Here is a 26,222-nt window from a genome sequence, read left to right on the forward strand (position 1 = left end):
AACTATGTATTTTTATAGATCGTTTTTTGTTGTGCGCTGCTTGCTGCTACTGTTCATATCCACGTTGCTCGCGCTGCACGCATCGGCACAAAATAATTTGCACCAGTTTGTCGATCCACGCATAGGTTCTGAAGGTGTTGGGCGTGTTTTTATAGGCCCATCATGTCCGTTTGGTATGGTTAAGCCCGGTCCCGATTGTACCGTAAGACCCAATAGCGGTTGGTTGCCCGAACCAGCACCCGTAACGGGTTTTGGACAAGTGCATGTAAGTGGTACCGGAGGAGGGCCGAAGTATGGCAACATTTTAATTATGCCATTTACAGGCCAGCTTAACAGCACCGATCATTCATCCATGCGTGAGGATGAAAAAATGGCTTTAGGGTATTACAGCGTAAAGCTCAAAAAGCACAACATTAAAACCGAAATTACCACAGCCGACAAGGTTTCTTTCTACAAGTTTACTTATCCGGCTAAAGCATCGAAGGCCCTGGCTATTGATGCCGGTTTCTTTTTAGGCGAGCAGCCGGTTCCTGATGCCCGCGAGGCACAGCAATTTGTAGGTTCGGAAATTGAAGTAGTATCAGATACCGAAGTGCGAGGGTATAGCCGCATTAGGGGTGGTTGGAATAACGGTGCAGCTTATACCGTATATTTCTACGCCGTATTTAACACGCCTGTTAAAAGTTTATCTACCTGGAAAAGCACAAAACTATTTCCTGGCATAAAGCAGCAGTTTGATAGCGGCCAAAAAACGGGTGCGTTACTGGCGTTTAAAGATGGCGGTAACGACACTGTAAAAGTCAAAATAGGTATATCTTTTATAAGTGAAGGGAAAGCAAAAGATAATATTGACCAAGATATTCCTCACTGGAGCTTTGATAAAGCATTAAGCGAGGTAAGGCAAAAATGGGATAAACTGCTTGGCCGTATTGAGGTAAACCCTGATGCAAGTATCGATCAAAAAAAGATGTTATACACGGCACTGTATCATACCATGTTAATGCCCGTGAACCGTACCGGCGAAAATCCGTTATGGAGCGGTAGCGAGCCCTACTACGATGATTTTTATGCCATATGGGACACCTTTAGGTCGTCAAACCCGCTTATTACTTTAATTTCGCCTCAAAGGCAAACAGAGATCGTTAACGCGCTGCTGAATATTTACAAGCACGAAGGTTATATGCCCGAAGCCCGTAGCGGTAATTACAACGGCCGTACACAAGGTGGCTCTAACGCCGAGGTGTTAATTGCCGATGCTTATGCAAAAGGATTGACGGGTGTTAATTATAATATTGCTTTAGAGGCTATGCTTAAAGATGCTACCGTTCCGCCCGGGGGCTTAGAAGAAAAAGAGGGGCGGGGAGGTATACCCGAATACAACCGCCTGGGTTACGTGCCCTACCACATACCGCGCGCCGGTAACCGTACTACAGATTATGCGTACGAGGATTACTGCATTGCCATGGTTGCCAAAGGTTTAGGTAAAACAGAAGTGTATAAAAAATATAGTAAACTGGCCGGTAACTGGCGCAACTTATGGCGCGACAATTATAAAGACCACGGCGCTACCGGCTTTATTATGCCTAAAGATTCGGCCGGCCGCTGGCTTGATGATATTCCTTATGGTACATCTAAAAACCAGCATCCAACTTTTAAATATACACCGCTAAGCCGCGAGTACCCGTGGTATGTTTGCCACTGGTGCGGATTTTTTTACGAGGCTACCTCATGGGAGTATTCTTTAAGCATTCCGCATCAGATACCGCAGCTTATCGAAAAATCGGGTGGTAAAGACGCTTTCAAAAGACGATTGGACACCTTGTTTGAAAAGCGCTTTTACAATGTTGATAATGAACCATCGTTCTTAACGCCAAGCTTGTATCATTGGATAGGCCGCCCCGACCTGAGCAGCCAGCGCATCAGGCAAATTGTGACCGCTAATTTTAATACATCGCCAACCGGATTGCCGGGTAATGATGATTCGGGAGCCATGTCTTCATGGCTGGCTTTCCAGATGATGGGCTTTTATCCAAATGCAGGTCAGTCTTATTATTTGCTTAATTCGCCTATGCTAAAACAGGTGATCCTGCACCAGGAAAACGGAAAAGATTTCAGGATAACGGCAAGAAATCTTTCAGCAACTAACACTTATATCAAATCGGCCAGGTTGAACGGGAAGGATTTTAACCAATCGTGGATTGAGCATGCCGATATTTTAAACGGTGGCGAACTGGTTTTTGAAATGACCGATAAACCAACCGAATGGGGAACACAGGTTTTACCACCAAGTAAAAATTAATGGGGATGAAAAAAATTAAACTTAGCCTGCTCCTGTTATTTATGGCCATGGCTTCAATGGCCCAGCAGCAAGCACCTGTCATTAAACAAGGTAGTACTGTGGGTTACACGCTTAGGTTGCATGGGCAACAAGTTGCTTTTTCGCTTACGTTTACGCGCCTTTCTGATAGTGTTATTTTAGACTGGAAAGTTAGGAACACCACAACCGGAACCTACGTTATATTACCCCAAGCCGTAAGTAAAGCCAATAGATTAAGCTTTGTACAGCCCGAACCTGATACCAAAGTGGTCTTACCGCCTGATCAAACGTTTTTCTTTATCTCTAAAACTGCACTTCAAAACTTGCTGCAAAAGCGCAGTTTTGCATATGATAACACTATTTACGACCTTCAAAACGATGGTGAAGCAACTACAATGACGGTTGACGGCAAAACGCTAAATCTTTTACATGTAGTTGCCCGAAACGAAACCACACAATACTGGATATTAAATAACCCCGATTTACCGCTGATATGCCGTATAACAGGCAACCCGTTGGAGGTAGATATGGAAATAAACTCACTGAAATAGGTATGAAACGCAGAGATTTCGTAAAAAACACAACGCTTACCGCGTTAGGTGCGTCGCTAATAGCTCCGCTCGAATCATTGGCCGATACACCGGTAACTCACATCGAGAGCGAAGACCTTTCGGCCAGTAACGGTATAGCAAACGGTTACCCCTTAAATTTTATGGCCATTGGCGATTGGGGCCGTAACGGTGAATACAACCAGGTTGAAGTAGCCAAACAAATGGGTAATTGGGGTAAGGCAAATCCCAACAACTTTATTATTTCGGTTGGTGATAACATATACCCTAAAGGGGTAGTAAGCGAGTACGACCCGGCTTGGCATTATTCATTTGAAAATGTTTATACGGCGCATTCCTTACAGGTCGATTGGTTTTCGGTTTTAGGCAACCACGATTATGCAGCCGACCCTGATGCACAGATACGGTATTCAAAAATCAGCCGTCGCTGGAATATGCCCTCGCGGTACTATACCAAAGAGGTATCATTAGGAGAGGGAAAAGGAAAAGCCCTGTTCGTGATGATAGATACTCAGCCCATTATTTACGATATTAAGGACCAGCAGCCCGAGAAGCAATTAGCCTGGATCAACAAAACTTTAAAGGAAGCCAGTGCCGATGTGAAATGGAAAATTGTAGTAGGACACCACCCTTACTACACTGCCGGCCCCCGCATAAAAAACTATGATACGCTGGCCATACGTAAGGCTATGAGCAAAATATTTGAAGAGAATAAGGTAGATATTTATCTGGCAGGGCATGACCATTCGTTACAGCACCTTAAACCCTCAGGTGTTACCCATCAGTTTATAACAGGTGCGGGCTCTGAGTTAACCCCGGTAACCGATGGTGTTCAATACAGTAAGTTTCAGGCTTCCGAAAATGGATTCATGTATTTCTCGATAAGTGCTGAAAAAATTGCTGTTAAGGTTATTAACCTTAAAGGAGATGTATTGTACGGAACTACATTGTCCAAATAACTGGCCTGCCGCAAAGCTTTTGCTAAGCCGGCCACATCCATTACATTAAAAGAATAATACTTATAATTATATAACACCAATGGCACGATTAAATCTCCTTGAAGAAACACGTTTTGAAAAGCTTCCGGTTACCATTTACCCCGATGCAAAAACAGCCAGCGTGGTTGTTGCACAGCGCATAGCTAAATTAATCCGTAGCAAACAGGCAGAAGGCGGTAAGGCGGTTTTAGGGCTGGCCACCGGCGTAACTCCCATTGCGGTTTATAAAGAATTGGTGCGCATGCACCAGCAGGAAGGCCTCAGTTTTAAGGATGTAATCACGTTTAATTTGGACGAGTATTTTCCTATGCAGGCCAGCTCGGCACAAAGTTATGTGACCTTTATGCACGAAAACCTGTTCGATCATATCGATATTGCTCCTGAAAACATTCACATTCCTGATGGCACCTTGCCCCAGGATGCAGTGGCTGCGTTTTGCCTTAATTACGAAAAGCAGATAGAAGATTTAGGTGGATTGGATTTTCAATTATTAGGTATTGGCCGTACCGGCCACATTGGTTTTAACGAGCCGGGCTCTGCACCCAATTCGGGTACGCGTTTGGTTACGTTAGACAACCTGACCCGCAGTGATGCCTCGCGCGATTTTGGTGGTAAAGAAAACGTACCCACTAAAGCCATCACCATGGGCATAGGTACCATTTTTAAAGCCCGCGAAATTATACTCATGGCCTGGAGCGCTAAAAAAGCGCCCATTGTTAAAAAGGCGGTTGAAGGTGAAATATCGGGCGATGTGCCGGCAACTTACCTGCAACTTTCAGATCACGTAGAGTTTATACTGGATGAAGGTGCCGCATCGGAGCTAACACGTTTTTACACACCGTGGCTGGTTAAAGATTGTATATGGAGTGCGCAATTAACAAAGAAAGCCGTTATCTGGCTGGCCGGTGAAGTAAAAAAACCGGTGTTAAAACTCACCGAAGAAGATTACAACAATCACGGTATGGCGCAGCTTGCAGTGGAGCAAGGGCCTGTTTACAATATCAATATTGATATTTTTAACAAGATACAGCATACCATAACCGGCTGGCCGGGCGGTAAACCCAACGCCGATGACAGCCAGCGCCCCGAACGCGCCGAACCTGCAAAAAAACGTTCGGTTATCTTTTCCCCGCACCCTGATGACGATGTTATCTCGATGGGCGGAACCTTTATTCGTTTGGTTGATCAGGGGCACGAAGTGCATGTGGCTTACCAAACCTCGGGCAATACCGCCGTTTGGGACGATGAAGTACTGCGTTATGTTGAATTTGCCATTGATTTTGACGAAAGCATTGGCAAAGACGTTACTCAACTCAAAGGTATCTATGATAATATGCGCGAGTTCATCAAGCACAAACGACCTAACCAGGTAGATTCGCAGGAGATACGTAATGTAAAGGGCTTCATTCGTAAAGCCGAAGCTATTGCCGGCGCACGTTATGCAGGTTTGCCCGATAGCAATATCCACTTTATGGCACTGCCATTTTATGAAACCGGTAAAACTCAAAAAAATGCAGTAGGCGAAGAGGATGTACAATTAACCATGGAACTGCTGCAAAAAGTAAAACCTCACCAGATATTTGCCGCCGGCGATTTTGCCGATCCGCATGGCACCCACGTGGTTGCATTTAACATCATACTTACCGCACTGCAACGCCTTAAAGCAACAGAAAAATGGGTTGAAGATTGCTGGTTATGGCTATATCGCGGTGCATGGCACGAATTTGAAACATCTGAAATTGAAATGGCTGTGCCGCTGTCTCCGCAGGAGGTTATTCGCAAGCGTCAGGCTATATTTAAGCATCAGTCACAAAAAGATACGCCGGTTTTCCCGGGCGATGATGCCCGCGAGTTTTGGGTAAGGGCCGAAGATCGTAACCGCGAAACAGCTAACTGCTACAACGAACTTGGATTGGCCGAGTATGCAGCCATGGAAGCTTTCGTTCGTTATAAGTTCTAACTAATTAAACCATTAGCCAGGCTTAAACATTTCCAAATGATTAAAATAGTGGCCCGTCACTGTAAATAAATAAGATGAAAAAGTATTGTCTTTTCCTGGATCTGATAGATGATCCTGAGCTGATAGCGGAGTATGAAGCCTATCACCAAAATGTTTGGCCTGAGATTATTGAAAGCATAAAAGCCTCGGGCATTACCAAAATGGAGATATACCGGTATAACAACCGGTTAAACATGATTATAGAGGCCACCGACGATTTTTCTATGGAAAAAAAAGCAGAAGCCGATGAAAGTAATGCAACCGTGCAAAAATGGGAGCAAATGATGTGGAAGTACCAACAAGCTTTACCTGGCTCAAAACCTGGGGAGAAATGGCAACTGGCTAAGGTGATCTTTTCTTTGTAGAAAGATAAACGTTTTTATTACAGATTCCGAACTACAGAACATAAGGCGGCTAACTTAGCAGCCTTTTTTTATTAATAAATTACATACATAGTTTTCTTATGTATGTAAAATTATTATACATTTGCTTCTATGAGCACAAGCCCGTTATTAAAAGGAACGCTGCAAACCATTATTCTTAAATTGCTTGAGGACAACGATCAAATGTATGGTTATGAGATCACGCAAAAGGTTAAAGAACTTACTGCCGGCGAAATGAAACTCACCGAAGGCGCCCTATACCCCGCCCTGCACAAGTTAGAGGCCGACGGCTTGCTTGAAACCTTTAATGAAATTGTAGACAACCGTGTGCGCAAGTATTACCGCTTAACCGAGCAGGGAGGGCAAGAGGTAACCAGCAAATTGCAGGAGGCACAGGCTTTTATTGAGCAGTTACAGGCCGTATTAAACTTAAAACCTCAAGCATTATGAAAGTGACTCATGAAGATCAGGAGTATTTAAGAAGCTTATTATGGTTGAATGTTAAATATCAGGAGACGTACAACGAAGTATACGACCATGTTTTGACAGCCATTGAAGAGCAACCGGATACTAATGTTTCTAAGCCACAGGCGTTTGACGCTATCATTAATAGCGATTTTGGCGGCATTGGTACTTTAGCACAGCTGGAAGCAGAACGCGCTAAAATAGTAAGCAGTAACATCAGGAAAAAGCAATGGCAATACCAATTGTCTTATTTTAAACTTCCATTACTGTTGTTTACTGTATTGCTGGCCGGCAGTATGTACTACGCTGCCGATGCTATATCGCGAAAGACCATACTAATTATTGTTTTGTCCGTAGGTTTTAGTCCGACTATTATTGTTGCCTTGCGTGGAATGATTCGTTTTTTTAACCGTAAGCACCAAAAGCCATCCATCAAAGACAAGGTAATTGAACAAATAGGTTGTTTGAGTATGAGCCTTTTTAATTTGTTTATTTTTTTGCCGCCGCTTTTTGTAAGTGATGATAATTATATGTTCTTTAAACAGGCCCATGCCTCGTTAATTGCAGTAACAGCATTGTTCTTTTTTATTTACAGCCTTAGCTTTATAAGGGTGTACCGTGATGAATTTAAGATGCAACTGGCTTCATGAAACCAACTTTACAACAAACCCAGCTTTTACGGAAGCATTTGCGTGATACGCTCAATTACCGCTTAACCGGGCAGGGAGGACAGGAGGTAACCAGCAAATTGCAGGAAGAACAGGCTTTTATTGAGCAGTTGTAGGCCTTATTAAACTTAAAACCATCTGTATAACATGATACTTACAACCAAAGAAACTCACTGGGTTAAAGATCGCCTCAATTGGTACGATATTCCCTTCCAGGAAATTTATGATGAAATAGCCGACCATATTTTAACGGGTATAGAAGAGCTTCGTAAAGAAGGTAACCTGCAAGACATCAAAATTGTGTACCAACAAGTAGTTGATGAGCATTTTGGTGGCTTTATGGGTATAGAAAAATTAGCGAAAGAGCAAGAGAAGGCTTATAAGAAGAACATTGGGCGTTTAATATGGCAAAATTTTAAAGCCATGTTTACCTGGCAAACCTTTGGTTTTTTAACTATAATGTTTATAGTTGGGTTTTATCTTCCACCTGTAAAAATTGTAGCTGCCATCTTATTTGGCGGCTTGGCTATACTGTCTTTTTACTTGTGGTTTTATGCGCATTGGCTTACGCGCAATAACCGGATACAAAAAGGTAAGCGTTCGTTATCCGATGTCTTTATAAGCAAGCAAGGCTATGTTCCAATAGTTGTACTCAACTCCATCATTAATTTGCCAAATCTTTACAACTTTCTGTTTAACGGGGAGGATTACCAGTACAAATTGGTTGCGGTACATCCGGCTGCAATGACTACGGTTTTTGCCTTTACGCTTATTTATTGCCTTGCCTGTATCCGTTCCTGCGAGCATGAATTTAAAAGTAGCAGAACCGCATGAAGTTAAATGCACAGGATATGCCCTGATTAAAACCTTTGTTACCAAACGCGGCTTTACCGAGCCCGATTTGCAGATAGAGATCATAGATCACATGGTTTGCCGGGTAGAAGATATGATGAGCAATAATTATAACCTTTCGCTCGCACATGCTATTCACTTGGCGCATTCTGAGTTTGGCATTATGGGTTTCAGTGTATTTGAAGATGCCATGCGCAACAATTTACAAAAGCGTTATATCAAAATTTTCAGAAACCTTTATATAGCTAATTTCAACTGGAAAAATTTGCCCTTAATGGCTGCTTTTATTTATTTGGTTAATATAGCTTTCAGCGCCATTAACCAACCGGAGGTGGTGTTTACTTCCACAGTTATCATCCTTATGCTGGCTTTAATGGTAAACGGTATGATCAACTCTGGTCGTTACAAACGCTATACAAAAATGCTAACCTTTAAAATGGGTAGCGTATACTTGGTTATTAGCATAGTAGTTTTTCAATTGTACAACGTGTTAATGGTGCAGTTAAAGCTTTATCGGCACATCAATCCTAATTTTACAGGTTTATTGTTTGGTGGCGTGTTGCTCATGCTGCTTATTACTTTTTATACCATTAACAAAACCCAGCAACATGCGGTAGCCACTTGCCGCGAATTAGAAGAACGGTACCTGCAGATAGCTTCTTAAAAATCAACAAATTTCTATAAGCTTTTGGCCTTGTAAAAACGTTGAGGTTATTAATCAACTTATCATAGCTTTAATTGTATATAGTTTGTACTTTGCACTCAACTGCTGCATCAGCTTAGCAGTGTACCAATTAAACTATATATTGCCTAAGCGTGAACGACTACCTGCTGTTTGTTGATACTGAAGCCTCCGGGCTGCCCATTAACTGGGAGCTGCCATATTCTACAGAGGGCAATTGGCCGTCGGCCGTGCAAATAAGCTGGCTGGTGTATACCAAAGATGGGCATGAAGTAAAGCGCGAAGATCATTATATCCTCAATTCAGATTTTGTAATTACACCAAAAGCCATGGAAATTCATGGCATTAACCCCGGTTTGCTGGCTGTAAAAGGAGAAGCTCGAAAGGATGTTATGCAATTGCTGGCAAATGATCTGGAGCAATATCAACCCTTGGTAATAGGGCATTTTGTACAGTTGGATTATCACATTTTAAGCGCCGATTTTTACCGCGCAGGCTTGGTTAACCCGCTGGCCAGGCTACCGCTGTTTTGCACCATGCTGGCCACTACCCAACTACGCTGGACCCCTATGCCTAAGAGCCTTTTACTGGGTGATCTCTACGCTTTCCTGTTCTACAAGCCATTAGAAAATCAGCACAATGCCCTTACCGATGCGCATGCCGCCGCCGAGTGCTTTTTCGAGTTACTAAAACGTACCGAGATTAGCGAGAAAGTAATAGATCAACAGCAGGAACAGCCAGCCATTAAAAGTTTGAAGGCTTTATCGGCCAAAACTGTACCCGTAGCATTATCTGTAATTATATTGATATTAATTTACTTTACAACACACCATTTATGAATGAGCGTGTAGCCTATCTTCAAAGTATAACGCCTTTTAACCTGCTACCATTGGAGGTGCTGGAGGGTGTTGCCGAGCAGTTGCAAGAGGTAAGTTATCATAAAGACAAAGTAATTTACCAGCAAGAAACCACAAAGCTCAAAGGTATTGACATTATTGTTAAGGGGGAGTACGAATCATTTTTTTACGATAGTGCCCAGGATAAGCGTTTGATAGAACATCACGAACCAGGCTTTTGCTTTGGGGGAGTGTCGGTACTGTTGAACCGCCGGCAATCGTTGCGGACAGTAATTGCTAAGAAAGGTACCTTGGTGTATTTTCTGCATCGCCGCGATTTTAGGGCGTTGTGTAAGGCTTACGACGATTTTTTTGTGTATTTCACGGCAGAGTTTGGCAAGCGTATGCAAAACGAGGAGTTTGTACATTTCTTTAAACAGCCTGCCGCCTTTGAGGAAAGCTATCTGGCTGCCGATCAACTATACTCGCGTAAGGTAGAAAGCATTGAATACCGGCCTATTGTACAATGTACCGGTTTAACGCCGGTGTATGAAGCTGCCCGTAAAATGGCCGAACATAAGGTAAGCTGCCTTTTTGTAACCGATGGGCAAAACCGCATAGCCGGTTACGTAACCGATATAACCCTGCGCGATAAAGTAATTGCGCAGCAAAGAAGCCCGCTGGAGCCGGTAAGCAGCGTAATGGATAACCCCATTGTTAGTATTGATGTAGAGGCTTACGTTTACGAGGCAATTTTGATGATGTTTAGCACCAAAACACGTTACCTCTTGGTGCAAAAGCAGGGTGCCTACATAGGCTTTTTAAGCCGCAACAAGCTGCTGAGCGAGCAGGCACAATCGCCGCTGGTGTTCATTCAATCGGTAAAATCGGCTGTTAGCGATGAAGAGCTGAAGCGCAAATGGGAGTCGATTCCGCACTTTGTTAACCAGTTGCTGGAGCGTGGTGTGAACGCGCAGATTGCTAACCAGGTGGTAACTACCATTGCTGATACCATTGCCCAAAAGGTAATTGAGGGGGCTATTGAACATGTAGGCCCGCCGCCCGCTAAATTTGTGTTCATGGTATTGGGTAGTGAAGGGCGTAAGGAGCAAACTTTCAAAACCGATCAGGATAACGCTATTATTTATGAAGACAAGGCAAACGAGCACCGCGAGGAAGTCCGGGAATACTTCCTCGAATTTGCCACGGAGGTATCGGGCAGGCTAAACAGTATTGGCATCAGTTATTGTACCGGAGGTTTTATGGCGCAAAACCCCAAATGGACACACTCCCTATCGCATTGGAAACGGAATTATGTAAGCTGGATGGCCGAATCGTTACCCGAAACGGTGATCAACTTCTCCACGTTTTTTGATTGCCGCTTTGTTTATGGCGAAGCTTCTATCATGGACGAGTTGAAAACTTTCCTGAACGAGGAATTGCAAAAGCCTATGGATAAGCTTTTCTATAACATGGCCATTAACGCGTTGCAATATGAACCGCCACTAACCTTTTTCAATACCATTCGTACCTTTACAAAAAATAGCCGCGAGGTGTTCGATATTAAAAAAGCTATGACACCCATTGTTGATCTGGTGCGTGTTTATGCGCTTAAGAACCGCGTATTTGAAGTGAATACGGGCGAGCGTATGAAAGCCCTGCGCAAGCTGGATGTGTTTTCAGAGGCGGGTTTTCACGAGCTATATCAATCTTATTATTTCTTAATGAGCATGCGCCTTAAAAAACAGGCCATACAAATTATACAGGATAAAAAGGAGCCCGATAATTACATCGATCTGTCTACGCTTACCAAAATAGAACGGGTGACTTTAAAAGAGATTTTCAAAGTGATCGGCAGTTTTCAATCCAAGATCAAAATCGAATTTACCAATAGCGTATTGGGGTAAGATAAGAGAGAGTAAGGAGTCCAGAATAATCTAAATTGAATTACAACCGCATGCGTTTATACCTTTACGAGTGTGGTTGTACCGTCGCTATCGCTCCAATGAAATTAATAGCCTACTTGCAGACTATCTTTAAAACATCACGTCTTCTGCTTTTTCTTCTTAGCTGCCGGGAACAACACATTATTCAGGATCAACCTGTAGCCCGGAGAGTTAGGGTGTAGCTTTAAGTCAGTAGGAGGGTCGCCTACGGCGTGCTGGTAGTCTTCGGGGTCGTGGCCGCCGTAAAAGGTCCACTGGCCTTTGCCGTATTCGCCGTGAATGTAGCGGGCTTCGTTCTGGGTTTTCATTTCGCCCATAATGGTTACGCCGGGTTTGAGGCGGTTCTTGTTGTAGGCCGTGGTTAAACCCATAAAACCTTTAATTACCTTATCGTGGTTTTGGGTAAGCATACTGGGCACCACATCCCACTTGGCCGAAAAATCGAACAATGTGAAAAAGTCCCGGTCGCGGCTTACCTGTCGGTAGGGAGTCACATCAATATCGCTAAACTGGTGCGACATGGGGTTCATATCCAACTTAAAATTTTGGAAGGCGAAGGTTTGGCTATAGTCCAGTTTACTTTGGGCACGGTAATCGGCCGGGTCGCCGTCGAACATGCTTTCACATAAATCGGTACCGGCGGCCGAGAGGGCGATATCGAAAGTATCGGTACCGGAGCACATGGCAAACAAAAATCCACCGTTGCCACAAAATTCATGAATATGCTGGGCCACCGCCAGTTTCATTGCCGATACCTTTTTAAAGCCCAGTTTGTGCGCCATAGCTTCCTGTCCTTTAACATCTTCCTGGTACCAGGGCTGAAAGCGGAAACTGCCATAGAACTTGCTGTACTGGCCGGTAAAATCTTCGTGGTGCATGTGCAGCCAGTCGTACTTGAGCAGATCGCCTTTAATTACCTCTTCATCATACACCACATCGTAAGGAATTTCGGCATACTTGAGCACCAGCGTAACGGCATCATCCCATGGTAATTTAGTTTTGGGTGAATATACGGCCATTTTAGGCGCTTTTTCGAGCTTGACAATGTCCATATTAACTGATGGGTCGCTAACTTCGGTCAGTATGTTATTCACCTTGGCATCGGCCAGTACCTCGTAACTCACGCCACGTATCTTGCATTCATCCTCGAGGGCTTTAGTGTACTTGGTCATGAAACTGCCGCCGCGGTAGTTGAGCAACCAGTCTACCTCCTCACCCTGACGTAATATCCAATAGGCAATACCATAGCTTTTCAGGTGGTCTTTTTGTACCTCATCCATAGGCAGCAGTATTGAGGCAGCTTGGGAGAGGAGGGGTAAAAGGAAAAAGGTGAAAGCTAAAAGGTGTTTCTTCATGTTCAAATGCCGCATTATGCAATGTTGTATTTAAGCCCTCCCTTCCGGGGAGGGTTTGGGAAGGGTTACCAAATGTAACGAATAAATACATAAGCTATTATAAGTTTACGGTAACGGCTAAAATGTTTAACTTTGCCACCTATTTATAAAAACTGAAGAGATGAGTAAAGCAATAATGAAAACCGAAAAAGGTGACATGACTATCGAATTTTACGATAAAGATGCACCTAATACCGTAGCTAACTTTTTAAACCTGGCTAAAACAGGCTTTTATAATGGTGTTACTTTTCACCGTGTAATCCCTAATTTCGTTATACAGGGTGGCGACCCAACCGGTACCGGTGCAGGTGGCTCAGGTACCCGTATAGATTGCGAATTAACCGGCGAAAACCAATATCACGACCGTGGCGTATTGTCAATGGCACACGCTGGCCGTAACACCGGCAGTTCACAATTCTTTATTTGCCACAGCCGCGATAACACTGCTCACTTAGACCGTAACCACACTGTATTTGGTAAAGTGGTAGAAAACGTAGACGTAGTGGATGCTATCCGCCAGGGCGATAAAATTTTGAGCGTAGACGTAATTGAAGGATAAATTGTGTTGTCTGTTGTCAGTTGTCTGTTTTCGGTAAATGAATCACAGACGACAGACAACAGATCACAGACAACTGAAACATATGAACTTACAAGGAATTGTATCTGTAGCCGGAAAACCTGGTTTATGGAGAGCGCTGGCCCAAAACAAAACGGGTTTTGTGCTCGAAAGCCTCGACGGTAAAAAGACCAAATTGGTGGTTAACCTTTCGACCGCCAAGATGGCTGCCTTAGATGAAATTACCATTTTTGGCAATGAAGACGATATTAAACTAACCGACGTTTTAGGCCGCATGAAAGCTGCCGAATCGGTACCTGATGCCAAGGCAGATGGTAAAGCCATGCGTGAGTTTTTCCGCGAAGTAGCCCCTGATCATGACGAAGAGAAAGTATACGCTTCGGATATGAAAAAGATTTTAACCTGGTTTCATCTTTTAAAAGAGATGCCCATATTTAATGAGGAAGCTGCTACAGCTCCGGCACCTGAGGGAGAAGCCGAAGTTACAGCTGCAGAATAAATCTAACTCTTAAAAGGAGGTAATCCTCATAACAACAAAGAAGGCCGATGATAATCATCGGCCTTCTTTGTTGTTATCAAGCGTTTTATTTAAACGTTTCAAAGCTCTAATTTAAAGGGGCTAACACTGTTGCTCCTTACAAGCCTCGCCTGCAAACTCGGGCTCAAAGGTGCTGTGTTGTATTTCGAGGTGTTCCAGCCGATGGCGCAGGTCATGCTTAATAGCATCAAAGTTGGGCATGTCGGTAGGGTCTATCACCAAATGGGCAGTAAGGGCGTTTTCGGTGGTACTCAGGGCCCACACATGCATATGGTGCACTTCTTTCACACCCTTACCCTTTAATAGTTCAGCCTTAATTTCTTCGAGGTTCATATTCTTGGGTACGCCATCAATTTCCAGGCGAATGCTGTCCATCAATAAATTCCAGGTGCCGGCAATAATCACAACCACAATAATGAGGCTTACGGCGCTGTCTATCCAGTACCATTTGGTAAAGTACATTACAATCCCCGAGATCACTACCCCTAACGATACGATGGCATCTACCGCCATGTGCATGTAAGCGCCCTTTACGTTAAGGTCTTTCTCCTTGTCTTTCATAAACAGCCAGGCTGTAACCCCGTTCACCGCTATGCCTGCAAAAGCTACCCAGGCTACGGTAATGCCCGGTATGGGTTCGGGATGGCCTGTGCGCAATATGGCCTCATAAGCAATAATGCCCACGGCAGCCACCAGTATAATTGCGTTCAGCAGCGATACCACAATGGTAGATCGCTTATAACCGTAGGTATAAACTTGGTTAGACCGCATTTTAGACAGCTTAAAAGCCAGCAGTGCCAGCGCCAAACTGGCCACATCGCTCAGGTTGTGCCCGGCATCGGTAAGCAGCGAGAGGGAATGATTAGCAAAGCCAACAATAGCTTCTATCACCACAAAGGCCGAATTAAGTATAATACCTACAATAAAGGCCGTATTAAGGTGGTCTATCTTAGGTGCGTGATCGTGGTGATGATGTGAGTGGTCGTGTGCCATTAAGTCTCCCGGCACCCTAAAGGGGGAGCTGGAGTTGCACAAAGATAAGCGGTAGCCCCCCAACCCCCTAAAGGGGGAGCAAAATTTTGAAAATAAATAAGCCCCAATCCTCATAAGGAGGAAAGGTATGGCGCTCAAAAAGTCTTGTTTCCTGGCTCTTGTTTCTTGTCTCTTTTACTGATGATGATACGGCTCGCCCTTAATGATGGTATAAGCCCGATATAACTGCTCTACGAAAAACAACCTCACCATTTGGTGCGAAAACGTCATACGCGAGAGGGCGAGTTGCGCATTGGCACGCTGGTAGACCGACGCATCAAAGCCGTAAGGGCCACCTATGATAAACACCATGCTTTGCACCGAGCCAATTGCTTTTTTATCCAGGTAATCGGCAAACTGTACAGAACTAAACTCCAGGCCTTTTTCATCTAACAACACCACATGGTCGGTTACGCTTAGTTTTTTGAGGATCAGCTCGGCTTCGCGGGTCTTTTGCTGTTCTTGGGTGAGGGCTTTGGTGTTTTTGAGCTCGGGCAGGTCTGTAATTTCAAGTTTGGTATAATGTTTCAGCCGTTTTACAAACTTGTCTATACCGTCTTTAATATAAGCATCTTCGGTTTTACCTACGGTGAGCAGGGTAATTTTCATGGTGCAAATAAACGGGAAAACTATAAGCTGTTAAAATTTGGTTTAATTTGGCCTTTAAATAACAAAACCTAATGAATCAAACCATTATTGCACAATACGAACATCATATCAATCTTTCCGATGCGCAGATAAAGCGCTTTTCCAAAAAAGCAAACCTGTTTTCTATTTTGCGGTTAGTTGCTTTCGGCTGCTTTTTAACGGTCATCTACTGGTCGGTTAAGTTAGATAGTTTTGTCCTGTTTGCCTTAGGGGCAATTGTAATTGGCGCTACATTTAGATGGTTGATAGCGAGGCAAAGCTGGTTTGATAAGCAAAAGAAGTATTATGAAGATTTTAAAGCAGTCAATCAAAATGAATTAGACAGTATAAAACAATTTAGCAATATTTATCCTAACGGTGAGGTATTTGTTAACGAAAAGCACTATTACACATCTGATCTGGATATTTTTGGTAATGCTTCTTTATTTCAATTAATTAACCGGGCTGCCACTGCAAATGGCAGGCAAAAACTGGCCGACTGGTTAAATGCTCCCGCCTCTAAACAGGTTGTCTTGAGAAGGCAGGAAGCCGTTATAGAACTGAAAGATAAAAATTCATGGAAACTTGATATGCAGGCCAGGTTGCTGTTTGCAAACAAGCAACATGTTAATGAACTCTCACAACTTTTTAAATACCTACATAAGCCGTTACACCTGCCCGGCGAAGCCTGGCTAAGTAAATATGTAATTGTTGGCCCTGCGTTATTTATTGCAGCTTTTATAGCATCGTTTTATTTGCCTTATGCCAATATTGTAGCTATTAGCATTGCAATACTTAATTTTATTATAACAGGTGTTACCGCAAAACATACCAATCAAACCGACTTGATAGCCGGTAAAATTGGGAACACCCTAAAAAGCTATGCCGATGTTTTTAATAGTATAGAAAAGGAACAGTGGCATGCCGAATATAATTCGGCATTGGCTAATAAAGTAAAGGCTACTAACGGTAACAGCACTTCGTCAATTATCAAACAACTATCAAATCTTATCAATAATTTGAATGCACGCCTGAATATGGTAGTGGGTTTTTTTCTCAATATTGTTTTAGTGTGGAATGTACGTTACGTTATCGCTATTGAAAAGTGGAAACGGGCCAACCACGAAAATATAGAAGTTGCCTTTGATGTAGTGGCCGATTATGAAGCTCTCCTGGGCCTGGCAAGTTTGCACATTAACAACCCCGATTGGGCCATGCCTCAAATTGCAGACGGCGAAGGCTTCACTTTAACCGCCCGAACCATTGCTCACCCACTAATTAACGAAAGACTGCGGGTAGCCAACAGTTATGAATTAAATAATACCCGCAAAATAGACATTATTACCGGCTCTAACATGGCAGGTAAAAGCACGTTCCTACGCACGCTGGGCATTAATACCGTATTGGCTTTAGCTGGTGCACCTGTTTGCGCTCAAAGCATGCAGGTGTCGGTAGTGCAGTTGTTCAGTTACATGCGTATTAAAGACTCGCTTAACGAAAGTACTTCTACCTTTAAGGCGGAATTAGATCGTTTGCAAATGCTCCTGAAGGCAGTAGCTGAACAGCCAAACATCTTCTTTTTGGTGGATGAAATGCTGCGTGGTACTAATTCGGTGGATAAATACCTGGGTTCTAAAGCGGTCATAGAACGATTGATCAGCCAGCAGGGAGTAGGCTTGGTAGCCACACACGATTTGCAATTGGCCGAACTGGAAAAACAATATACTGATTACGTGCGCAACTTCTATTTCGACATACAGGTGGTAAACGGCGAAATGCTGTTCGATTATAAGATGAAACCCGGCGAATGTAAAACTTTTAATGCCTCGCTATTGCTGGAACAAATAGGGATTTTTTCTAAGCCGGTTTAGGAGAGAGAAAAGGCAAGAGCCAGTAAAAGAGAGCCAAGAAACAAGAACCAAGAAATAAGTGCAGGCTTTAATTAAAGACAGAGAGTGGTTAAACCAAAAATGTCATTTCGAGTAATCGAAATGACATTTTTGGTTTATATAAAAGTCTTAGCTCTTGACTCTAATCTTCATTATCTCGGGCCGCCGCCACCTGCTGGTGCGCCGCCGCCTTGATCGCCGCCTTGTAGTAAGTCGTCATTTTTAACGCCTTTCTTTTTAGCCGGTTGTGCGCCAAAATTTACTTTACCAAAATTGTAGCTAAACGTTAAACCGAATGATTGTAGAGGGTAACGAATTTTTTGAGTTTGGCTAAAGCCTTGTCCGCTAATGTCCTGATCAAACTTCAAGTATTTCTGGAAAGGTGACAATGCATTCAAGCCCAAAGTGAATTTCTTGGCAATGATGTCTTTCTTGAAACCAAAGCCAATTAAGCTGAACGATGGGTTATTACCTTGAATAGTACGGCGAGGTGAGTTAAACACACCAAACGCTTCGGCTACAAAACCGTGGTTTAGGGTTAAAGAAGCCTGTCCGAAAGCGTTGTACTGGAAGTAAGTGCCGGTACTGGTTTGTTGTGCTTGCTGGCTGCTGTTGGCATTAGGGCTGTAAGTAAAGCCGTTAATGCTGGCGCGGATGGTTAATGGTTTCCATGGGGTAATTGAACCAAAGAAACTTGCTCCGAACGAGTTGTTTTTACCTACGTTTTGGTAAGTAGTACGGGTAACACGTCTTTGCAATTCAGGATCCGTTAACGTATCGGCAATACCTTCAATAAGGTCGCTGGTGCGTTTGTAATAGGCAGAAACGTTAATTACCGATGATTTAATAAACGTGTTGTAGCTTAATTCAACAGTTTGTGCAATCTCTGGTCTCAAATCTGGCTTACCCTGTGTTTGGTTATCGGGGTTAGCCTTGTTAATGAAAGGATTTAAGTAAGTTAAGCTTGGGCGCTGAATACGCTTGTTATAGCTTAATTTGTAGGTTTGCGTTCCTTTAACTGTTTTAGATAATACAAAGCTCGGTACAAAATTGGTATAATTTTGCGGGAACGATTGTAAACCTGGTTGATTTAAATTTTTAGGGGTACCTACAATGTCGGTATTCTCTACACGTAAACCTGTTTGTAATGCGTAGTTTTTAGGTAGAGTAAAGCTCAATACGGTGTAACCTGCATATACATCCTGGCTGTAGTCGTAATCGTTAGATAGATTAGTGTTTTGAACAAAGGGACCGGTGTTGTTATTGGCCTGGTTAGCAATCGCATAAACGCTGCTTATTCTACGGAAAATGCCTTTACCACCGGCTTCTAACTTAACAATTTTACTGATAGGCAGGGTATAATCGGCCTGTGCAGTATACTCGTCGTTAGTACCGCTGTTGTTACCTCTTTGGTTAGGGAATTTAGCAATATCGGTTAGGTTGTTCAAGTCGGTAAAACTGCTTTCAAAATCAGAAGTGATTTTGCTGTGGCTCCACTGACCGGCTACGGTAAGTTCTTCACCTTCTTTCTTAAACTTGTGTGTGTAATCAGCATTCCAGTCAAATCCGCTGAAAGTAGCTTTACTTAAATTCCTGCTGTTGTAAATAGTATCAAGGAGTGAGTTGTTGGTATTGTAAGTATTACCATCGGTTTTAAAACCACCACCATTAACGCGAATGGTTGAAGTAATGCTGTTAAAATCATTAAAATCGTAACCGGTAGTTACCGAACCAATAGTGCCATAACGTTTAGTTTCGGCGGAAGAGTTTTGAACGCGGCGTATCTGGCCTGTAGTACCATCAGCTAATTTACCTGATGAAACGTTTCTTAAATCAACCAGTGATGTTTGAGGCCATGCAAAGTTACTGCCTAAGTTAGCACCAATGCTAAAGCGGTTTTGCTTGTAATTAACGTTGGCATTACCATTGTTTTGACGGGTACCAATACCACCGCTAATAGATCCGCTTAAACCCGACACATTTTTGCTTTTAGTAATAATGTTGATGATACCACCAGAACCTTCGGCGTCATATTTAGCAGAAGGTGAAGTGATAACCTCAATGCTTTTGATCTGATCGGCAGGAATGGTGCGCAATACATCGGCGAGGTTGCTCGATAATGCACCCGATGGCTTACCGTTTATTAACACGCGTACATTTTGGTCGCCGCGCAATGCCGGTTTACCATCTAAATCGACAGATACCAATGGTACTTTACGTAATACGTCAGAAGCATTACCACCGGCCGAGGTTACATCTTTTTCGGCATTGTAAACTATTTTATCAATACGGTTCTCAATAATTGGAGTTGTACCTTGTACTGTTACCACACCCAATGCCTTGGCTCCAGATGAAATTACAATGCTGCCAACGTTATTGTCGGGTTTGCCAGGGGTGGTAGTTACCGGGTCAATTACCTTGGTTGGGTAACCAATATAGGTAATTGACAATTTGTAGCTACCAGGGGCTATATCGTTAATTTTAAAGTTACCTTTTTCGTCGGTTAGGGTACCGTTCAATATAGCTTTACCACCGCTGCGCGAAAGGCTGATGGTGGCGTAATCTAAAGGCTTTTTAGTAATAGAGTCTATAATGGTTCCAGAGACGCGGCCTTTTATAGTAGAGCCTGTACTGGGTATCTGCGCCTGTGCAGACAATACGGCTCCAAAAAATGCAATAAGTAAAAAAATTCGTTTCATTTATAATGATTTTGGTAGTAGGATAGGATAAAGGTTGATTTGTTACACGCTCAAACGCAATTATTTTAAAAAGAGTGCTAATGCCGAGGTTGTATCAGCAATGTTGCAAATTGTTGCTGTTGAGTGGATAGTTTAAGACTGTCATTCTCATGCAGCAAAGATGCGTTAAGGCTGCGAAATAGTTTAAAGATTTTGGGTGAGTGGCCGTTTTATTGGGTTGAATGGTATGAATAAGTTTATAAGAGATGCTTAAAGGATAATAAGAATTGTCATTTCGAGTGATAACGAGAAATCTTGTTACTCCTTGCAATACGTTACATGCAGGGAGTAACAAGTCTTTCAAATGTTTAGACCACAATGTGGTATTAAAAGTCTGTTCTTAACTTATGTCAGTTTGAGCTTTCGAAAGCTTAGCCAAGCGGCGAATGCTTCGACAGGCTCAGCATGACGTAGGTTTAGCTTATATCACAATATTTACAATACGGCCTTTTACTACAATTACCTTTTTAGGGGTTTTACCATCCAGGTACTTTTGCACATCGGCGTTGGCCAGTACCAGGGCTTCCACTTCTTTAGGCTCCAGGGTTAATGGCATGTTTAAATTTAAGCGCGTTTTACCGTTAACCGAAATGGGGTAGGCAAACTCGTCTTCAATTAAATAAGATGGATTGAATACAGGATAGGGAGCGTACGATAAGGTACCAGCCTCGTTACCAAGCAATACCCAAAGCTCCTCGCAAATGTGCGGTGCATAAGGCGATAGGATAACGACCAGATCTTGTAAAATATCTTTTTTGTTGCACTTTAAATCTGTTAACTCATTCACGGCAATCATAAAGCTCGATACCGAAGTATTGAACGAGAAACGCTCGATATCTTCTTCCACCTTACGAATGATCTTGTGCAGCGATTTAAACTCCGCTTTGGTTGGCGCATCGTTGTTTACGTTAAATTCCCACTGATCGTTATGGAACAAACGCCAGAACTTGCGCAAAAATTTAAACACACCCTCAATACCATTGGTGTTCCAAGGTTTGCTTTGCTCCAGCGGACCTAAGAACATTTCGTACATACGCAGAGTGTCGGCACCGTAACGCTCAATCAAATCATCGGGATTAACCACGTTGAATTTTGATTTCGACATTTTCTCCACCTCTGTATCGCAAACAAATTTGCTTTCGTGGTTGGCCTCATCGGTTGGATAGATCACTGAACCATCTTCTAAAATGAAAATAGCCTTATCATTTTCGGCTCTCCAATTACGGAAAGCCGCTATATCCAGCGCATCGTTACTCACCATATTCACATCTGCATGCAGCTTGCTGAAATCCATTTCGCCTAACTCGGCAGGCGCTGGCAGTAACTCTTTATAGAACAAAGCTATTTGTTCAATGGTATCAAAATCGCCTTCTTTATAAAGCTCGTATACACCTTTAGAAATGTATACCTCAGGCTTAACATAACTATCGTCTGTGTTTAGCAGTAATGGGTTCAGGCGGTAAGTAAAGCTTGACCGACCCTGGATCATGCCCTGGTTAATCAGCTTCTTGAACGGCTCTTCTTCAATAGCCAAGCCTATGTCTTTCAAAAACTTGTTCCAAAAACGGCTATACAGCAAGTGACCGGTGGCATGTTCAGAACCGCCAATGTACAAATCAACGTCTTTCCAATACTCCACCGCTTCTTTAGCCGCAAAGGTTTCGTTGTTTTGCGCGTCCATGTAACGGTACCAATACCAACTGCTACCCGCCCAACCGGGCATGGTGCTTAGTTCGTAAGGAGCCCCCTCTAAATCTCCCCCGGAAGGGGAGATTTTTGATTGGCCGTCTTCTAAAAGCCCTCCCTCCCTGGGAGGGTTTGGGAGGGGCTTGTATTTCCATCCCTCAGCTCTTGCTAATGGTGGTTCGCCGCTTTCGGTAGGCAGGTACTTGTCAATTTCGGGGAGGATTAGCGGTAATTCACTTTCCTCAATTAAATAAGGTAAACCATTTTTAAAGTAAACCGGCACCGGCTCGCCCCAATAACGCTGACGGCCAAAAATGGCATCGCGCATACGGAAGTTCACTTTGGCTTTACCTGCGCCAACAGCTTCCAGTTTGGCAACCACGGCGGCGGTAGCTTCTTTATAAGTTAAGCCGTTAATAAAGTCGGAGTTAATGTATTTACCTTCTTTGGTAGGGTCGGCTTCGGTCTCAATGTTTTGAATGTCCATAATAGGGACAATAGGCAGATCGAAATGCTTGGCAAACAGGTAATCGCGCTGATCGCCTGAGGGTACGGCCATTACGGCACCGGTACCGTAACCGGCCAGCACATAATCGGCAATCCAAAGCTGTATTTTTTCGCCATTTAGCGGGTTAAGCACATAGCTGCCCGTAAAAGCACCCGATACGGTTTTGGTATCGGCCATCCGGTCCAGTTCCGATTTCTTTTTGGTTTGTGTTATGTAAGCTTCCACCGTTTCCTTTTGCTCAGGCGTAGTTAAAGCCGTTACCAACTCATGTTCCGGTGCAAGTACCACGAAGGTTACGCCAAAAATGGTATCTACCCGGGTGGTGAAAACTTCGAAGAAGGTTGCGGGGAGAGGAGTTTCGGAGTGCGGAGTTTCAGGAACGTTCTCTTCTCCTCGCTCCCCAATCTTCGCTCTTGGTTCTTCGCTCCTCACACCTCGCTCCAAACCAAACCTCACGCTCGCACCAACGCTTTTGCCTATCCAGTTGCGTTGCATTTCTTTGAGGGGGTCGGGCCAGTCAATATTGTCGAGGCCTTGTAATAAGCGTTCGGCATAGGCGGTAATGCGCATGCTCCACTGCATCATTTTCTTTTGTTCAACGGGGTAGCCGCCGCGTTCGCTTACGCCGTCTTTTACCTCGTCGTTAGCTAATACGGTACCCAGGGCAGCACACCAGTTAACGGTGCTTTCGCGCAGGTAAGTAAGGCGGTATTTTAACAGTTCGGCTTGTTGGGCTTCTTCGCCCATGGCGTTCCACTCATCGGCAGTAAAGGTGGCAACTTCTTCATCGGCAACGGCGTTGATGCCTTGCGAGCCATTTGTAGAAAAGTGAGCTATGAGTTCATCTATGCTTTCGGCTTTCTCATCGGCTTTATTATACCAGGAGTTAAAAAGCTGCATAAATATCCACTGCGTCCATTTATAATAATCGGGCGAACTGGTGCGCACCTCGCGGCTCCAGTCGAACGAAAAGCCCAGCTGGTCCAGCTGGCGACGGTAAGTGGCAATGTTGTCTCCGGTGGTAATGGCAGGGTGCTGCCCGGTTTGTATGGCGTATTGCTCGGCCGGTAAGCCAAACGAATCGTACCCCATGGGGTGCAGTACGTTAAACCCTTTGAGGCGTTTGTAGCGCGAAAAAATATCAGAAGCAATGTAACCCAGCGGGTGGCCTACATGCAGCCCTGCCCCTGATGGGTAAGGAAACATATCGAGCACATAGTACTTAGGTTTTGCCGATTGATTATCGGCTTTAAAAGTTTGGTGGCTCGCCCAAAACTGCTGCCACCTTTTCTCAATGTCTTTAAACTGATAGTCCATTTCGCTGATTCACAAATAATCGCGAAGCTACGAAAAAGATTAAAAGCATGCTACCTGAAAAGGGTAACCTTTGTTTCGGTATATGGCTGTCCGGTAACTTTAGGTACCTGCGGTACAGCAAATATAAAGGTATCGAGGTTAATGCTGATTACCCGGCAGGTAGAAGGAGTGCTAACGCCCGTTTCGCGTAAAACAAAGGTACTGGTAGTAGGTGTAGTAAAAGTGCCTGAAGTTGTCTCTTTTCCGTTATTGTTAGTAGTAGTAAAAGATCCGTCGCTCTTAAAATTAAAAATATCTTTAGTTGTGGTCAAAATCCTTGTAGAATCAAGCGGTTGGCCTTTTGCAGAATAATTAATTGAGTAAGCGCCGCGGTAAAACCAATTGTCAACCATTTGTTGCTTCAGATTCTCTGGCGTTTTTGCCTCTTTGGAACAGGAGATAAATGCTATTGCTAAAAGTGATAGGTAAAAATATTTTTTCATAAGGTTTTGCATAATATGGGTAAATATATAAAAATCTGATAATACAAATAACTTAATGGTTAATATTTATTATTCCAAGTCTAAGTTATATTGAAACTTCATAAATTATTTTAATCACTAAATATAACCAATAGTTTATAATAACTTGCCTTGTGGTTAATTGTTAAAAAATGATGAGGGAATAGTATGGATGATCTTTCTACAAATCAAGATTTGAATGCAAGGAAGAGCAAGCTTCCATTGTGTCCGGTGTGCAACCTTGAATTTAAGCGCCGGGTTAAACGTGGAATGTGGGTTAAGTTGTTTTTATTCTGGTACCCGGTAAAACGGTATTTTTGCGCTAATTGCCTCGAGTGTTACTACGTTTCCAAACCGAAGTATCAGGGACAGCCTTAAGCACAGTTTCAACTTCTTTATGCATTAGCAGCAAAAAATTATATTATTATTGTGTGCTAATTCTCTTACATGAAGCGTTTGTTTTCTAATCTTACTTTTCAGGTTATTACAGCTATTGTACTGGGTGTGCTGGTGGGCTTGTATTTTCCGGCTTTCGGGCCTACAGCCCAACGCATCAGTAAAATGTTCATTAGCCTGATCAGCATGCTGATTGCGCCTATCATATTTTTCACCATCGTGCTGGGCATTGCCGGCATGAATGATCTGAAGAAAGTAGGCCGCGTAGGAGGAAAGGCTTTATTGTATTTTGAGATCGTAACCACCTTTGCCTTAATTATAGGTATCACGGTGGCCAATGTGGTTAAACCCGGCTCCGGACTTTCTATGAACACTGGTGCCGATGCAGGCAAGGTAGCTCAGTACCAGGAAAAAGCTGCAGAGATGAACCTGGGAGACTTCTTCAGCCACCTTGTACCCGGTAATTTTGTTGATGCCTTTGCCAAGGGTGATATTCTACAGGTCCTTATTATTGCTGTGCTCTTTGGTTTCGGGCTAAGCCGTATGGGCAGTGCCGGGCAATCGCTTATTGGTACGTTTGAAAAGCTGTCGAAGGTGTTCTTTAATATATTATATATGGTAATGCGGCTGGCGCCGCTGGGCGCCTTTGGCGGTATTGCCTATACGGTAAGCACACATGGTATAAAAACGCTGCAGCCGTTAGCCATGTTAATGGGCTCGGTATATATTACCATGGCACTATTTATTTTTGTCGTGCTTAACATTATCTGTTACCTGTGCAAAGTAAGCTTGTGGAAGTATCTGCGTTTTATAAGGCAGGAACTGCTGATTGTATTTGGTACCTCATCGTCCGAATCGGCTTTGCCAGGTATGATGGAAAAGTTGGAAAAATTAGGCTGTGCCCGTTCTGTGGTGGGTTTGGTTATTCCTACAGGTTATTCCTTTAATTTGGATGGTACCACCATCTATTTAAGTATGGCTGCTATTTTCCTGGCGCAGGTATTTCATGTGCCATTATCGTTAGGGCAGGAAATTACGATCATCGGCATCCTCATGGTAACCTCTAAAGGTGCCGCAGGGGTAACGGGCAGTGGTTTTATTGTGCTTACTTCTACGCTGGCTGCCATTAAGATCATCCCTGTAGAGGGCGTGGCTTTGTTATTGGGTGTAGACCGTTTTATGAGCGAAGCCCGGGCCATTACTAACGTAATAGGCAACGGCGTAGCCACCATAGCAATTTCAATCAGCGAAAAAGCCTTTGACCGGGAAAAGTATGCAGAGGCGGTAAAGCAGTAAACCTTCTCA

General features: G+C 43.5%; 22 protein-coding genes. 16 read left to right on the top strand and 6 right to left on the bottom strand.

Annotation, left to right across the window (positions count from 1 at the left end; translation table 11 throughout):
* The first annotated feature begins 4 nt into the window (after positions 1-4).
* From IEV61_RS06970 to IEV61_RS07025, 12 genes are all read left to right on the top strand, one after another.
* Positions 5-2,299 carry a GH92 family glycosyl hydrolase gene (locus IEV61_RS06970; protein ID WP_188415115.1) on the top strand — a complete coding sequence of 765 codons (2,295 nt, stop codon included), beginning with the start codon at positions 5-7 and terminating at the stop codon, positions 2,297-2,299.
* Between the two features lie 5 nt (positions 2,300-2,304).
* On the top strand, positions 2,305-2,868 hold the full coding sequence (locus IEV61_RS06975; protein WP_188415117.1) for a hypothetical protein: 564 nt from the start codon (positions 2,305-2,307) through the stop codon (positions 2,866-2,868).
* Positions 2,869-2,870: 2 nt separating this feature from the next.
* Entirely contained in the window at positions 2,871-3,845 is a 975-nt protein-coding gene (locus IEV61_RS06980; RefSeq protein ID WP_188415119.1) for a purple acid phosphatase family protein, read from the top strand.
* A 79-nt stretch (positions 3,846-3,924) separates the two neighbouring features.
* Positions 3,925-5,844, top strand: coding sequence for a glucosamine-6-phosphate deaminase (gene nagB / locus IEV61_RS06985; RefSeq protein ID WP_188415121.1), 1,920 nt, complete (start codon positions 3,925-3,927; stop codon positions 5,842-5,844).
* Between the two features lie 74 nt (positions 5,845-5,918).
* Positions 5,919-6,248 carry an L-rhamnose mutarotase gene (locus IEV61_RS06990; RefSeq protein ID WP_188415123.1) on the top strand — a complete coding sequence of 110 codons (330 nt, stop codon included), beginning with the start codon at positions 5,919-5,921 and terminating at the stop codon, positions 6,246-6,248.
* 129 nt (positions 6,249-6,377) lie between these two features.
* Complete coding sequence (locus tag IEV61_RS06995; protein WP_188415125.1) at positions 6,378-6,716, top strand: PadR family transcriptional regulator; 339 nt, start codon at positions 6,378-6,380, stop codon at positions 6,714-6,716.
* Positions 6,713-7,381 carry a hypothetical protein gene (locus tag IEV61_RS07000; RefSeq protein ID WP_188415127.1) on the top strand — a complete coding sequence of 223 codons (669 nt, stop codon included), beginning with the start codon at positions 6,713-6,715 and terminating at the stop codon, positions 7,379-7,381. The genes IEV61_RS06995 and IEV61_RS07000 overlap by 4 nt, the downstream gene beginning before the upstream one ends.
* Complete coding sequence (locus IEV61_RS07005) at positions 7,378-7,515, top strand: hypothetical protein (RefSeq protein WP_188415129.1); 138 nt, start codon at positions 7,378-7,380, stop codon at positions 7,513-7,515. Before IEV61_RS07000 ends, IEV61_RS07005 begins: the two co-directional genes overlap by 4 nt.
* 31 nt (positions 7,516-7,546) lie before the next feature.
* Positions 7,547-8,233, top strand: coding sequence for a hypothetical protein (locus IEV61_RS07010; RefSeq protein WP_188415131.1), 687 nt, complete (start codon positions 7,547-7,549; stop codon positions 8,231-8,233).
* Positions 8,205-8,915, top strand: coding sequence for a hypothetical protein (locus IEV61_RS07015; protein ID WP_188415132.1), 711 nt, complete (start codon positions 8,205-8,207; stop codon positions 8,913-8,915). The genes IEV61_RS07010 and IEV61_RS07015 overlap by 29 nt, the downstream gene beginning before the upstream one ends.
* Positions 8,916-9,067: 152 nt before the next feature.
* Entirely contained in the window at positions 9,068-9,772 is a 705-nt protein-coding gene (locus tag IEV61_RS07020; RefSeq protein WP_188415134.1) for a 3'-5' exonuclease, read from the top strand.
* On the top strand, positions 9,769-11,676 hold the full coding sequence (locus IEV61_RS07025; RefSeq protein ID WP_188415141.1) for a DUF294 nucleotidyltransferase-like domain-containing protein: 1,908 nt from the start codon (positions 9,769-9,771) through the stop codon (positions 11,674-11,676). Before IEV61_RS07020 ends, IEV61_RS07025 begins: the two co-directional genes overlap by 4 nt.
* A 137-nt stretch (positions 11,677-11,813) precedes the next feature.
* Here the strand turns inward: IEV61_RS07025 and IEV61_RS07030 are convergent, their stop codons facing one another.
* A complete protein-coding gene (locus IEV61_RS07030) occupies positions 11,814-13,070 on the bottom strand; it encodes an asparagine synthetase B (protein ID WP_188415143.1) in 1,257 nt (418 codons plus the stop codon).
* Between the two features lie 160 nt (positions 13,071-13,230).
* Between IEV61_RS07030 and IEV61_RS07035 the strand changes: the two genes are divergently transcribed.
* Both IEV61_RS07035 and IEV61_RS07040 read left to right on the top strand, forming a co-directional pair.
* A complete protein-coding gene (locus tag IEV61_RS07035) occupies positions 13,231-13,668 on the top strand; it encodes a peptidylprolyl isomerase (RefSeq protein ID WP_188415145.1) in 438 nt (145 codons plus the stop codon).
* A gap of 82 nt (positions 13,669-13,750) precedes the next feature.
* Entirely contained in the window at positions 13,751-14,185 is a 435-nt protein-coding gene (locus tag IEV61_RS07040) for a DUF5606 family protein (RefSeq protein ID WP_188415147.1), read from the top strand.
* 120 nt (positions 14,186-14,305) lie between these two features.
* On the opposite strand, the gene IEV61_RS07045 is transcribed toward IEV61_RS07040, so the two are convergent.
* Together IEV61_RS07045 and rlmH are read right to left on the bottom strand one after the other, a co-directional pair.
* Positions 14,306-15,217 carry a cation diffusion facilitator family transporter gene (locus IEV61_RS07045; RefSeq protein ID WP_188415149.1) on the bottom strand — a complete coding sequence of 304 codons (912 nt, stop codon included), beginning with the start codon at positions 15,215-15,217 and terminating at the stop codon, positions 14,306-14,308.
* A gap of 174 nt (positions 15,218-15,391) precedes the next feature.
* Positions 15,392-15,865 carry a 23S rRNA (pseudouridine(1915)-N(3))-methyltransferase RlmH gene (gene rlmH / locus IEV61_RS07050; RefSeq protein WP_188415151.1) on the bottom strand — a complete coding sequence of 158 codons (474 nt, stop codon included), beginning with the start codon at positions 15,863-15,865 and terminating at the stop codon, positions 15,392-15,394.
* Between the two features lie 71 nt (positions 15,866-15,936).
* On the opposite strand from rlmH, the gene IEV61_RS07055 reads away from it, so the two are divergent.
* Entirely contained in the window at positions 15,937-17,754 is a 1,818-nt protein-coding gene (locus IEV61_RS07055; RefSeq protein ID WP_188415153.1) for a MutS-related protein, read from the top strand.
* 170 nt (positions 17,755-17,924) lie between these two features.
* Here IEV61_RS07055 and IEV61_RS07060 read toward each other — a convergent pair whose 3' ends face one another.
* The 3 genes from IEV61_RS07060 to IEV61_RS07070 all read right to left on the bottom strand — a co-directional run bounded on the left by IEV61_RS07060 (position 17,925) and on the right by IEV61_RS07070 (position 24,503).
* Positions 17,925-20,471 (bottom strand): TonB-dependent receptor, encoded by a 2,547-nt coding sequence (locus IEV61_RS07060; protein ID WP_188415155.1) that lies wholly within the window; start codon positions 20,469-20,471, stop codon positions 17,925-17,927.
* Positions 20,472-20,931: 460 nt separating this feature from the next.
* Entirely contained in the window at positions 20,932-24,021 is a 3,090-nt protein-coding gene (locus IEV61_RS07065) for a leucine--tRNA ligase (RefSeq protein WP_188415158.1), read from the bottom strand.
* Between the two features lie 50 nt (positions 24,022-24,071).
* Positions 24,072-24,503, bottom strand: a complete 432-nt coding sequence (locus tag IEV61_RS07070; protein WP_188415159.1) for a hypothetical protein — start codon at positions 24,501-24,503, stop codon at positions 24,072-24,074.
* A gap of 465 nt (positions 24,504-24,968) precedes the next feature.
* Between IEV61_RS07070 and dctA the strand changes: the two genes are divergently transcribed.
* Positions 24,969-26,213 (top strand): C4-dicarboxylate transporter DctA, encoded by a 1,245-nt coding sequence (gene dctA / locus IEV61_RS07075; protein ID WP_188415161.1) that lies wholly within the window; start codon positions 24,969-24,971, stop codon positions 26,211-26,213.
* The last annotated feature ends 9 nt before the right edge of the window (positions 26,214-26,222 follow it).

Origin of the sequence: Mucilaginibacter galii, assembly GCF_014635825.1 — a bacterium.
In the GTDB taxonomy this organism is placed as follows: Bacteria; Bacteroidota; Bacteroidia; order Sphingobacteriales; family Sphingobacteriaceae; genus Mucilaginibacter; species Mucilaginibacter galii.